Here is a 12821-nt window from a genome sequence, read left to right on the forward strand (position 1 = left end):
ATGCGCATCCTTGGTGCAGGCCTGATCGCAGGCGTTGCGCTTGCGACGGTTGCGCAGGCTCAGGAGCCATTGAACAAACCGCTCAGCGTGATCGACTGGCTCGACACACAGTCCGACACGACGGCAGCCTTGCCGCTCCCGTCTGAGCCCGGCGTAACAACGAGCGGGTCGGTCCCCGAGGTGTCCGTCGGCCCCCTGGACGGTGCAGCACCGCAGCGCATCGGCCTGGCCCCGCCGTCCGTGACCGGGTTGCCCGATACGGTCTGGTCTTCCAGCAGCGGGCGCGCATTGGCGCACGCCATCGAAACGATGCCCACGCTGCACCTGCCTGCGCTCCAGTCACTCTTTTATACATTGCTGTTGGCCGAAGCCGCGCCGCCCGCAACCGATGCCGACATCTTTGACATGGCCCGCGTAGACGCGCTGATGGATTTGGGCGCGCTCGATCCAGCCCTGGCCCTGATTGAACAGACCGCTCCGGCCATATCAAAGGCGCATTTCGCGCGCTATTTCGACATGGCCCTCCTGGCAGGCACCGACGCCACGGCGTGCGCAATCCTGCGCGATCGGCCCCGCCTGTCCCCGAGCAAGGCGCATGATGTGTTTTGTACGGCACGGGCAGGCGATTGGGACACGGCTGTGCTGCTTCTTGGCACAGGACGCGTCCTTGGCCTGATCCCCGACGCAACCGCGGCGGCCCTGGAGCGGTTTCTCGATCCTGATCTTTTCGAGGACGAGCCTGCGCTTGCCCCTCCGACAGAGCCTGATCCGCTTGTTTTCCGGCTGTTTCAAGCCATCGGCACGCCCATCCCCACGCGGGGCTTGCCTTTGGTCTATGCCAATGCCGATCTGGCCGACACGGCCGGATGGAAAGCGCAAATCGAAGCGGCGGAACGTCTGGCCCGCACGGGGGCCTTGCCCGACAATCGCCTTTTGGGGCTCTATACCTTCCGCCAGCCTGCCGCGTCCGGCGGGGTCTGGGACCGGGTACAGGCCCTGCAACGTTTTGAAACTGCGTTGGAAACCGGCAGTTCGACGGCTGTTTCCCTGACATTGCCCACCGTATGGAGCGCCATGATCGAGGCGCGCCTTGCCGTGCCGTTCGCCACGCTGTTCTCCGAGCAACTCAACACCATGGTCTTGAGCGGTCGGACTGCGGATATTGCCTTTGAGGTGCTCTTGCTGTCGCCCTTGTATGAAACGGCCGCGCGCACGTTTCCATCCCGAGCGGTCCAACGGCCTGTCCTGGCCGCCGTTGCTGGCGGTGCGGTGCCCATGTCGCTCACGGCAGATGGGATTGAAGGCGCCATCCTCGCGGGTTTTCGTGATGCGCCTCCCGACCAGAGGATTATCGAAACGGCACAATCGGGTGCACTGGGCACAGCCCTTTTTGACACGGTGCAAATGATGGATGCGGGCGGCAAAGGGGATGTTGCCCGGCTGACGACGGGGCTTGCAACCCTGCGCGCGCTTGGCCTTGAGGACGTGGCGCGCCGCGCCGCCTTGCAGGTGCTGCTGTTGGGGCCTCAGTCATGACATATAGGTGGATCGCGACGTTTCTGGATGCACAGGCCGCAGAGTTGGGGGCCGCTCAGAACACATTGCTGGCCTATGGGCGTGACCTCAAGGACGTGCAAAACTGGCTGATCGGGCACGGCAGCGACTTTGCCAACGCCGGTCAATCCGAGATCGAAGCCTACCTGCTGTATTGCGACGCGCAGGGTCTGGCGAAATCCACCCGCGCCCGTCGCCTCTCGGCGATCAAGCAGATCTATCGCTTCGCCTTTGAAGAAGGCTGGCGCGCGGACAACCCCGCCATCCAGATTGCCAGCCCCGGACAGGACAAACGTCTGCCGAAAATCCTCGACGAGGCAGAGGTGGACCGCCTGCTGATCGCCGCCCGCAGCTTTGGGCGCAACACCCATGACAAGCTGCGCGACACATGCCTGATGGAGTTGCTCTATGCCACGGGCATGCGGGTCAGCGAACTTGTCGGGCTGCCGGTATCCTCGGCGCGCGGCAATCCGAAAATGCTGTTGATCCTCGGCAAGGGTGGCAAGGAACGGTTGGTGCCGCTGTCTCCGCCCGCAAAGGCCGCATTGATGGAATGGATCAAACTGCGCGACACGCGCCAGGAAGAGGCGACACAAAAGGGCCAGGCTCCATCAGTGTTTCTGTTTCCCTCCCGCGGGGCATCCGGGCATCTGACACGGCACTGGTTCTATACGCGGATCAAGACGCTGGCGGTCTGTGCGGGCGTCTCCCCTTCAAAGGTGACACCCCACACGTTGCGCCACGCCTTTGCCACCCATCTGCTCGCGGGCGGCGCGGATCTGCGCGCCATTCAGACCATGCTCGGGCATGCGGATGTCGCCACGACGGAAATCTACACCCATGTCGTCGATGAACGGCTGACGGAACTGGTCATGGAACATCACCCGCTGTCGAAAGCGAAACGAAAGGACAGCGGTGAAACGCCTTCGGGCGGTTCTTGAGAATGGGCCATTCTCCGCCAGAAGGTGTTGCCACAGCCCGCCGTGTTCAAGCTACGTCGGCCCCCGGACATGTCCGAAAGCCACTCCAACGCGATTTGCAGACCTGAACCATTGCAATCAATGACCGATAGCGGCCCATCCTGACATCCAAGTCCATATGTCGCACATTCTACGCCTCTTGATTGCGCGGCGCACCAGCCCCATAACGCAAGCCAAGACAAAGGATAAATGACGTATGGACGACCCCACTTCAGTCTTTGATGCAGCGTTCTGGATCACCGCAGGTGCGATTCTGTGCCTTTTGGTCCTGTCCGGCTTTTTCTCGGGCTCCGAGACGGCGCTCACGGCGGCCTCGCGCGGGAAATTGCGCAGCCAGGCCGACAAAGGCTCACGCGGGGCCGAGCGCGCCCTTGAGATCACCGACGACAACGAACGGCTGATCGGTTCGGTCCTGCTGGGTAATAACCTTGTGAACATTCTGGCGACGTCGCTGGCCACGGCCCTGCTGACGCAAGCCTTTGGAGAAAACGGTGTGGCGCTGGCCACGTTGGTCATGACGTTGCTGGTGCTGATCTTTGCCGAAGTTTTGCCCAAGACTTACGCGATTACGAATGCAGAAACGGCAGCGGCATTGGTATCGCGGCCCATCTCGATCGTGGTCACGGTGTTCGCACCGGTGGTCGGAGCCGTTCGGCTGTTGGTCCGGGGAATTCTGCGGGTGTTTGGCGTCAAGATCGATCCGGACAGCCACATCATGGCGGTCCGGGAGGAAATCGCAGGCGCATTGCAACTGGGCCACTCCGAAGGGGTGGTGGAAAAGGAAGACCGCGACAGGATCCTCGGCGCGCTCGATCTGGGGGACCGCATGGTCGAGGAAATCATGTTGCACCGCTCCAACATCGAGATGATCAATGCCGATGACGATCCTCAAACAATCCTTGAGCAATGCCTGAAGTCGAGCCATACACGCCTGCCCGTTTATGCGAACGACCCGGAAAACATCACCGGTGTGATCCACGCCAAAGACCTTTTGCGCGCGATGTACAAAACCATCGGTGGCCCCGAAGGCGATGCCAAGGCACTCAAGAAATTCGATATTTCCGGCGTGGCGATACCGCCCTATTTCGTGCCCGAGACCACGACGCTGGACGACCAGATGCGGCAATTCCTGCGTATGCGCAGCCATTTTGCGCTTGTCGTCGATGAATACGGCACCCTTCAAGGGTTGATCACGCTCGAAGACATCCTGGAGGAGATCGTCGGCGAGATCACGGATGAGTTCGACCCCGATGCGGATCATCAGGTGAAGCGCACCGAAGATGGCCATTATTTTGTCGATGGCGCGATGACGCTCCGCGACCTGAATCGCGCGACGGAGTGGAACCTGCCAGATGACGAGGCCAACACCGTGGCCGGGTTGGTGATTCACGAGGCCCAGATGATCCCGACGGTCGGTCAGGTATTCAGCTTTCACGGGTTCCGGTTTGAAGTGACACAGCGTGACGGCAACCGAATTACCGCCTTGCGGATCAAGGAACTGGAGTAACCCGGAGCACTAGGCCGCCGGGTTTGCGTATTCCGCGCATGCAGCACCGTTTGCACAGCGCCGCGCAGACATCAGGCCCGCAACCGAGCCCCCGTCGGATCAAATGGCGGCGCGGCCAGGATCGTGGCACCGTGGGGTTGCCCCAAAACCATCACCTCGACCCGGTCGCCTGCGGACGCCCCCGTGACATAGCCAAGTGCCAGGCTCATCCCGACGCTGTACCCATAGGCCCCGGAGGTCACACGGCCAATACCGGCACCGTCCTTGAAGATCGGCTCGCCCCCCGTCGCATCCGCGCCCGAAGCGTTGGTGTCGGCTTCATCCAGATGGAGAATGACCAGCGTCTCGCGTGCGGGTCTGGCCATGGTCTGTGCGACCGCCGCCTTGTTCAGAAAATCCTTGTCCATCTTGACGAGCCGCTCTAGCCCCACTTCCTGCGGCCAGTATTCCGGGCTGTATTCCCGGCTCCAGGAGCCATACCCCTTTTCGATGCGCAGGCTCATCAACGCGCGGCTGCCCACCGGGCCAATGCCCATCTCGTGCCCCGCCGAAATTAGCGCGTCGTAAAGCCGGTCCTGATCTGCGGTCGCGCAATGCAATTCCCAGCCCAGATCGCCGGTGAACGACACCCGCAAGGCCAGCACCTCGACGCCCGCCAGTTCGATCCGGGCCGAGCGCATAAAGGGAAAATCATCCGTGGCAAGCGACGCGTTGGTCATGCGTTGCAGCATCGTGCGGGCTTCGGGCCCAGCCACGTTAAAGCCGCACATGGCTTCGGTTTTGCTCTCGAATGTGGTGCCGTCAGGCAGCGGCACCTGCTTGAAGAACCGCCGATGATAGCGTTCCGCCATGCCAGACCCGATGATCCAGAATTCGTCTTCGGCCAGACGGGTTACAGTGAAATCCCCCGCAATCCCACCCCGCTTGCCGATCAGCGGCGTCAGACAGGACCGCCCCACAAGGCGCGGCATCCGGTTGGCAAAGACCGCGTTCAGCCAGTCTTCGGCCCCCGGCCCCGTGCAGACATATTTGGCAAAGTTAGAGATATCGATGATCCCGCCGCGCGCGCGCAGCATCTTGCATTCCCCGCCCACAGGCCCCCACCAGTTCTGGCGGGTAAAGCCATCGGTGTCCTCGGCCCCGGGCGCATCGGCAAACCACAGCGGATGTTCCCAGCCATAGTTGAGCCCCATCACCGCGCCCATCTCGCGCTGCCTCGCGTAGATGGGGCGCGTGCGCACCGGGCGTCCCGCGCTGCGTTCCTCGTTGGGGAAGTGGATCTTGAAGCGGTTGGCGTATTGATCGCCGACGCGCGCCTTGGTGAATGCCTTGCTTGCCCATGTCCCGAACCGCGCCATGTCCCATGCAAACATGTCGTACTTCGTCTCACCCTCGATGATCCACTGCGCGGCCAGCAAGCCCATGCCGCCCGACTGGGAAAACCCCGGAATGATACCATTGCAACAGAAATAGCCGATCAATTCCGGCACGGGACCAAAGAGCACGTTGCTGTCAGGCGACCAGATCATCGGGCCGTTGATGACCCGCTTGATCCCTGCCGTGCCGACCACAGGCACCCGGTCGATGGCACGCAGCATGTTGTCTTCGATCCGCTCCAGATCATCGGCAAACAGCTCATGGCCAAAGCCCTGCGGCGTGCCCTCTTCCGCCCAGAGGCGATAGTCTTTTTCGTAGGCGCCGACCAAAAGCCCCTGCCCCTCCTGACGCAGGTAATACTCGCCGTCCCGGTCCGCCACGGATGGCAAGCGGCGGTCCATTCCCGCGATCTCCGGAATCGCCTCAGTCACGAAGTACTGGTGTTCCGTCGGTTGCAGCGGCAGTTCAATGCCCGCCAGTGCCGCCACTTCGCGGCCCCAAAGCCCCGCCGCATTCACGACCCAGGGCGTCGCAATATCGCCTTTTTCCGTGCGGACGATCCACGTACCGTCAGGTTGCTGTTCGGTGCCTGTGACGGGGCAAAAGCGGATGATCTCGCCGCCGTTCTGCCGCGCGCCTGCCGCATAGGCATTGGTCACGCCGGACGGATCCACATTGCCGCCCTCGGGTTCCCACATGATGCAGCGGATGCCATCGTAATCGACCAGCGGATGCAGCCGCTCTGCCTCGGCCCGATCAACCTCGTGGAAATTCATGCCATAAAGCTTGGCCTTGGCGGCTTGCAAGCGCAGCTGATGCTCGCGGGCCTCGGTCTGTGCCAGATAGAGCGAACCGGGCTGAAACACGCCGCAGCCTTGCCCCGTTTCCTGCTCAAGCTCTTTATACAGGCCCATCGTATAGTGCTGTATGCGGCTGATGTTTGTGCTGTCGTGCAGACCGTGAATATTCGCCGCCGCATGCCAGGTGGAACCGGACGTCAACTCATCCCGTTCCAGCAATACGACGTCAGTCCAGCCCAGTTTGGTCAAGTGATAAAGGATAGAACAGCCGATGACGCCGCCCCCGATGACGACGGCCTGAGCATGGGTACGCATTAGATCCTGTCCCGCGTTTGATGTGTCTTGCGGCCATATTGTCGCGGACGCAGGCGGTTCGGTTGCGTAAAGGCGACATATTCGGTCGCATCAGCACCACAAACCTGCTTTCGATGCGGACAAGGCACCTGTGTTCTTTGTGTGGATCATCCCGTGGTCGTGATACCGCTTGCGATCCATCGCTTGAAGGTCTGCATATCTACTGGTCACAGGCAGTTTTCGGTAAGGCAGGTGAACTATTGGAACCCGGGCGTTTTGATCTTGACCAGGTTGCCGCAATGCTTGCAATGCACGGCGTCGGCATCATGCTCGGACAATCCACAATGCTTGCATTCGTAATGCACTTTCGAAGGGATAAAGATCGCCCGGGCCAGTTGCACGAACAAGGCAACGCCAACGATCATGATCAAAACCGAGAAGAGCTTGCCCGGAATCGTGAGGGGTGTGATGTCCCCATACCCCGTCGTCGTCAGCGTGGTGATTGTAAAGTACAGCGCATCGACGTATCCGGCTACGCCCGTCGCTTGGTCGAAAAAGTACGCAAATACGACCGACGTGGTAAAAAACACGAACACAAAGAGGTTAAGCAGCGATATCACCGTCCGCTCGTGTTTACGGAAAAACCCGGACGCAAGACGCAGGTCATTCAGGAGGTGATAGGAATGCACCAGTCGCAGCCCCCTCAGAATACGCACAAAGGCTGTGTCCGGCTCTATGATCGGGGAAATCAACAGCGTCGCAATCACCACGATGTCAGCGATGACGTAGACCCGCCGCATCAAGGCCACACGATCGTTCGAGATCCACATCCGCGCCGAAAAATCTGCCAGAATCAGCAAGCCAAAAACGAATGTGATCACCTCAATTTCAAAGGTCTGCGGCAGCGGCGCCATGGCAATGAACGCAAAAATGCTGATGAAATCGAAACCGATCAAACCGTACCGAAACCGGCGAGCAGTTATCGATGTTCCGGTATAGAGTTCGGTCAGGGTTTGTTTGAACGTTTCTGCCATCCTGATGGGATCAAGGCGAAAATTCGCAGGTAACGCAAGCCAGAAATCGGATCACCGATAGGTTACATTCTTCGATTCCAGTGCTTGAAACGGCATGATGTGTCGTGTTTCAACCAGTTGTGTCGCGCCGTTTCGGCAAAATTGCTGCCAAAGCAAGATCGGAGACTTCGATGAAAACCACCACCCGCGTAGCCGTCATCGGCGGAGGCGTCGTCGGCGCGTCCGTCCTTTATCACCTGACGAAACTGGGCTGGTCAGACGTGATGCTGCTGGAGCGGTCCGAGCTGACATCCGGATCGACTTGGCACGCCGCGGGCGGTTTTCATACCCTGAACGGCGACACCAACATGGCCGCCCTTCAGGGCTATACCATCCGCCTTTACAAGGAATTGGAAGAGATCACCGGCATGTCCTGCGGGCTGCACCATGTGGGCGGCGTGACCCTTGCCGACAATCAGGACCGCTTCGACATGCTGCTGGCCGAACGGGCCAAGCACCGCTTCATGGGGCTCGAGACCGAGATTGTCGGCCCCGAAGAGATCCGCAAGATCGCCCCTGTCACCAATCTCGATGGCATCATCGGCGCGCTCTATGATCCGCTGGACGGCCACCTTGACCCCTCCGGTACAACCCACGCCTATGCCAGGGCGGCGCGCATGGGCGGTGCGACGATCCAGACACACACCATGGTGCGCGAAACCAACCAGCGCGCCGATGGCACATGGGATGTGATCACCGACAAGGGCAACATCCACGCCGAACACATCGTCAATGCAGGCGGTTTGTGGGCGCGCGAAGTGGGCGCTATGGCGGGCGTCTATTTCCCGCTGCACCCGATGGAACACCAGTACCTCGTGACCGAGGACGTGCCCCTGATCGTGGAGATGGCCAGGGACGGCAAGGAACACCCCCACGTCATGGATCCGGCCGGCGAAAGCTATCTGCGGCAAGAGGGCAAGGGCCTGTGCATCGGGTTCTATGAACAGCCCTGCCGCCCCTGGGCGGTCGGTGGCACGCCTTGGGAGTTTGGTCAGGATCTCTTGCCTAACGACTTTGACAAGATCGAACAAAGCATTGATTTTGCGTATAAACGCTTTCCCGACCTCGAACGGGCCGGGGTCAAGAACGTGATCCATGGCCCCTTCACCTTTGCTCCTGATGGCAACCCGCTGGTGGGCCCCGTGCCCGGCATGCGCAACTACTGGTCAGCCTGCGGCGTGATGGCGGGCTTCAGCCAGGGCGGCGGTGTGGGCCTCATGCTGGCGCAATGGATGATCGAGGGCGAGACCGAGCGCGACACCATGGCCATGGATGTGGCCCGGTTCGGCAACTGGATCAGCCCCGGCTACACCCTGCCCAAGGTCATTGAAAACTACCAAAAACGCTTTTCCGTCGCCTACCCGAACGAGGAACTGCCCGCCGCGCGCCCCAACCGCACGACCCCGATGTACGACATATTCACCGGTATGGGGGCCGTCTGGGGCCAGCAATACGGGCTTGAGGTCGTCAATTACTTCGCCCAGGGCGACGAGCCGACCTATGAAACCCCGTCCTTCCGCCGCTCTGACGCCTTTGGGGCCACGGCGCGCGAGGTTGCAGGCGTGCGCAGCGCCGTCGGCATCAATGAGATCCACAATTTCGGCAAATATCTGATCAAAGGCCCGCGCGCGCGGGCGTGGCTCGACCGGATCATGGCCGGGCGCGTGCCAGAGCCCGGACGCCTGTCGCTCACGCCGATGCTCAGCCCCAAGGGCAAGCTGATCGGCGATTTCACCATGTCCTGCCTCAGCGAGGAAGAATTCCAACTGACCGCGTCCTATGGCAGTCAGTCCTTCCACCTCCGCTGGTTCCTGCACCATCAGGAAGATGGCGTAACCATCGAAAATATCAGCGATAAACGAAACGGCTTCCAGATTGCCGGGCCCAACGCCCGCGCGGTTTTGCAAGCCTGCACGCTGGACAACGTGTCGGATCTGAAATTCCTTGATGTGCGCAGAATGACCGTCGGCATGACCGACTGCATCGTGCAGCGGGTCAGCTATACCGGCGATCTGGGGTTCGAGATTTACTGTGATCCAATGGGCCAAAGGCAGCTTTGGTCCACACTGTGGGAGGCGGGCAAGGCGCATGGCATGGTGCCTTTTGGCATGCGCGCCATGATGTCACTGCGCCTCGACAAGTTCTTTGGCTCGTGGATGTCCGAATTTTCGCCCGATTACACGGCGGCGGAAACCGGGTTGGACCGCTTCATATCCTGGAAGAAAAATGCCGATTTCATCGGGCGCGCGGCCGCGCAGGCCGAACGGGATTATGGCACCGCCCGCAAACTGGTGGCCTTCGACGTCGAAGCGGACGACACGGATGTGAACGGATACGAGCCGATCTGGCTGGAGGGAACCGTTGTGGGCTTCTGCACCTCGGGCGGCTATTCGCACTTCGCGCAAAAATCCATCGCGCAGGGGTTCCTGCCGACGGACCGGATCACAGAGGGGCTCGAAGTCCAGATCGAAATTCTGGGCCAGATGCGCACGGCACGGGTGATCTCCACCTCGCTCTTTGATCCCGATGGCGCACGCATGCGAGGCTGATAGAATAGCGCAATGATACCTGTTGTTCTTTTGGCTGCTGGATCGTCCTCGCGGATGCGGGGGCGTGACAAATTGCTGGAAACGATCGATGGCGTCCCATTGCTGCGACGGCAGGCACAGGCGGCGCGCGCGGTCAGCGATTGCGTTCTGGTCGCCCTGCCCCCGCGCCCGCATCCGCGCTATGCCGTCATCACCGATCTGGATGTGGTTCCGATCAACGTGCCAGACGCCGCCGAAGCCATGGGGGCCAGCATCCGCACCGCCTTTGCGGCCCTCCCGAAGGGCACGGACAAGGCGATGTTGTTGCTTGCGGACCTGCCCGAAATCACCCCGGACGACCTGCGCACCGTGATCGCCACAGCGCAAAGCCACCCTCAGGCCTTGATCTGGCGCGGTGCGACCGAGGACGGCAAGGCGGGACATCCAATCGTGTTCGATCACCGGTTGTTTCCGGATCTGACGCAGCTTGCGGGTGACGGTGGCGGCCAAGAAATCGTCAAGGCCGCGGGAAATCGGGTGCATCTGGTGCGCCTGCCCGGCCAACGGGCGCGGCTTGACCTCGACACCCCGGAAGACTGGGACGCATGGCGCGCAGGCCGCCCCTAGGCGTTACCTGAGGCGATCCACGAGGATCGCCGCTTCGTGCTTTTTCAGGGACATCCGCGCGGACCCAAAAGCATCCAGACCTTCGGATGACGCAAGCTCAGGAAACAGGGTCAAAATCTCGACCCGCTGTTCATCGCCGATCCCTTTGAGAGAACGATCCCCCGGCTGAAAGCTTTCCGACCACGCGCCATCGGCCAGGACAACCTCGTGATGATCAAACATCAGGTGCACGTAGCTGACGGTTCCGACATTTGCTTGCAACACGCCATCCAGACCAATCAGAAACTTGGCCGCAACCAGGACTTCGCGTTCACCAAACATCACTTCGGCCAGTTCCGATGTCAGCAACATGCGATGCTGCGGGCTGACCATCATATCGCGCTCAGGCAAACCGTTGCCAAGAGCGCCTGACCGGATCAAAATCGGTTGGAACTTGGGATAGTCGGACATTTCCTGAGCAGTCAGATCGCGACGTCCAATCCAACGCACGGTCTGTATGCCGTTGTCGCGGGTAAAGACTTTGTCGCCCGGCTTCAGGTCTTCGGCCTTGATCTCTCCGCTTTGGGTGGCAATACGCGTGCCGGGGGTAAAGCAGATGATGACCTGCTCGATTTCGGAGTAATCGATCCTGCCGGACAAATTCCCGTCGTCATCAAAAAGTTCGATGTAGCCGGCCTCGAAACCGGTCTCCGTGACCTTGGCCCTGACACCAGTCAGATCAATAACGTCAATGTCATTGCCGTCCAGGTCCTCGCCACCGCGAACAGTCGTGTTGCCGAGCCCGTCTACGGTAAAGAGGTCCGAGTCGAATCCACCAAGGGCCAGGTTGTCCCCTTCGCCCAGTTCGATCGTATCCTCGCCACGACCACCCAACACCGTGTCGTCATCGGCGCCGCCGGAGATGAAGTCCTCACCGACACCGCCGCGAATGAAATCGTCGCCATCGCCGCCCAGCAGACTGTCATCGTCCCCCTGGCCAAAGATGACGTCGTCGCCTTCACCGCCGATAATTGTGTCGTTTTCACCGGCCCCGAACAAGGTATCGTCGCCGATATCGCCCACAAGCAAATCCGCGCCATCACCGCCAAGGATACGGTCGTCACCCGCACCGCCCAAAATGCTGTCGTCGCCACCGTCGCCCCGTATCGTATCATCGCCGTCATCACCAAAGATCTGGTCATCATCTTGGCCACCCAAAAGGCTGTCGTCGCCGTCACCACCCTCGATTGTATCTTCGCCATCACCGCCGCTGATGGTGTCATCATCAGCACCGCCCAGAAGGCTGTCGTCTCCAGCCTGACCGAAAATGAGATCGTCGCCGTCACCCCCCTCGATCGTATCGTCACCGGGTACGATTTCAGTGGTGACAGGATCATTAATCAGATCCCCGGTCAGAGAGAACCCGGATGTGCTGGTTAACGGCTGAAGGGTAAACTCGATAAAGGTCCGGTCCTGAAAGGCAGCGCTGAACCATCCATTCTGATCATCCGCCCCCTGCTGTGTTGTCCCGGTCGCCGTGACGCTGCCAGTGCTGCTTGTGACGTCCAGCGCGGTTTTGGAGGTCACCGCGAACGACGTGTAAAGGCTTGTATCCAGCGTGACGGCTTCTTCGTCCCCGTTGTTTTTACCGTCGATGTCATTGAACGTGGCCGTGGAATTCAGGGCAATGGTTGTACCTTTGGTCGCATCGGGCGTGTCCGGAACAAAGAATTCGAGGCGGAATGTGGCCTCCTGACCCTTGGCCGAGCCATTCATCTCGATTTCCTGGCCATCTCGTCCGGACAGATCGACGTTCAACTTTGTGTCGGATTTCGACACAAGGATCAGTTTGGCCGAAACACTCGTGCCGTCTTCCAGGACCGCCACGTTTTTGTATACAGCGAAATCGCCGGGTTGCGCGTTGTTGTCATCATTGTCCCGAGTGACGAGGTTGTCGATGTCAAGATCAAGGGGCGACGCTTTTTCACCCGGTTGCGTGCCGGTGGCCGAGTCGCCAATCAGCGTCCGACATTCCCCAAGTGGCCTGCCATCTGACGCGAAGATCGCCTGATCAGGCCTGCGGATCAAGTATCTTTTACCTC

The 12821-nt window shown here is 60.4% G+C and carries 8 protein-coding genes; 5 read left to right on the forward strand and 3 right to left on the reverse strand.

Going from position 1 to position 12821, the window contains the following annotated elements; all coding sequences use genetic code 11:
* The 3 genes from LC354_RS14295 to LC354_RS14305 all read left to right on the forward strand — a co-directional run bounded on the left by LC354_RS14295 (nt 1) and on the right by LC354_RS14305 (nt 4041).
* Nucleotides 1-1536: a hypothetical protein gene (locus LC354_RS14295; protein WP_223424909.1), complete on the forward strand. Its 1536-nt coding sequence runs from the start codon at nt 1-3 to the stop codon at nt 1534-1536.
* Nucleotides 1533-2495 (forward strand): site-specific tyrosine recombinase XerD, encoded by a 963-nt coding sequence (locus LC354_RS14300; RefSeq protein ID WP_223424911.1) that lies wholly within the window; start codon nt 1533-1535, stop codon nt 2493-2495. Before LC354_RS14295 ends, LC354_RS14300 begins: the two co-directional genes overlap by 4 nt.
* A 235-nt stretch (nt 2496-2730) precedes the next feature.
* Entirely contained in the window at nt 2731-4041 is a 1311-nt protein-coding gene (locus LC354_RS14305) for an HlyC/CorC family transporter (protein ID WP_223424913.1), read from the forward strand.
* Nucleotides 4042-4112: 71 nt separating this feature from the next.
* Here the strand turns inward: LC354_RS14305 and LC354_RS14310 are convergent, their stop codons facing one another.
* A complete protein-coding gene (locus tag LC354_RS14310) occupies nt 4113-6533 on the reverse strand; it encodes a GcvT family protein (protein ID WP_223424914.1) in 2421 nt (806 codons plus the stop codon).
* 236 nt (nt 6534-6769) lie between these two features.
* Nucleotides 6770-7546, reverse strand: a complete 777-nt coding sequence (locus tag LC354_RS14315; protein ID WP_223424916.1) for a potassium channel family protein — start codon at nt 7544-7546, stop codon at nt 6770-6772.
* Between the two features lie 170 nt (nt 7547-7716).
* Between LC354_RS14315 and LC354_RS14320 the strand changes: the two genes are divergently transcribed.
* Nucleotides 7717-10134, forward strand: coding sequence for a GcvT family protein (locus tag LC354_RS14320; RefSeq protein ID WP_223424917.1), 2418 nt, complete (start codon nt 7717-7719; stop codon nt 10132-10134).
* 12 nt (nt 10135-10146) lie between these two features.
* Nucleotides 10147-10740, forward strand: coding sequence for a nucleotidyltransferase family protein (locus LC354_RS14325; protein ID WP_223424919.1), 594 nt, complete (start codon nt 10147-10149; stop codon nt 10738-10740).
* 3 nt (nt 10741-10743) lie between these two features.
* Here LC354_RS14325 and LC354_RS14330 read toward each other — a convergent pair.
* Nucleotides 10744-12821, reverse strand: a 2078-nt coding sequence (locus tag LC354_RS14330) for a Hint domain-containing protein (RefSeq protein ID WP_223424921.1), incomplete at its 5' end; no start/stop codon positions are given.

Origin of the sequence: Tateyamaria pelophila (assembly GCF_019966495.1) — a bacterium.
GTDB lineage: Bacteria > Pseudomonadota > Alphaproteobacteria > Rhodobacterales > Rhodobacteraceae > Tateyamaria > Tateyamaria pelophila.

What these genes read in the sequence shown, in the direction of transcription:
- LC354_RS14305 (WP_223424913.1), top strand. Translation starts at nt 2,731, where the DNA reads ATGGACGACCCCACTTCAGTCTTTGATGCAGCGTTCTGGATCACCGCA.
- LC354_RS14295 (WP_223424909.1), top strand. Translation starts at nt 1, where the DNA reads ATGCGCATCCTTGGTGCAGGCCTGATCGCAGGCGTTGCGCTTGCGACG.
- LC354_RS14320 (WP_223424917.1), top strand. Translation starts at nt 7,717, where the DNA reads ATGAAAACCACCACCCGCGTAGCCGTCATCGGCGGAGGCGTCGTCGGC.
- LC354_RS14325 (WP_223424919.1), top strand. Translation starts at nt 10,147, where the DNA reads ATGATACCTGTTGTTCTTTTGGCTGCTGGATCGTCCTCGCGGATGCGG.
- LC354_RS14300 (WP_223424911.1), top strand. Translation starts at nt 1,533, where the DNA reads ATGACATATAGGTGGATCGCGACGTTTCTGGATGCACAGGCCGCAGAG.
- LC354_RS14315 (WP_223424916.1), bottom strand. Translation starts at nt 7,546, where the DNA reads ATGGCAGAAACGTTCAAACAAACCCTGACCGAACTCTATACCGGAACA.
- LC354_RS14310 (WP_223424914.1), bottom strand. Translation starts at nt 6,533, where the DNA reads ATGCGTACCCATGCTCAGGCCGTCGTCATCGGGGGCGGCGTCATCGGC.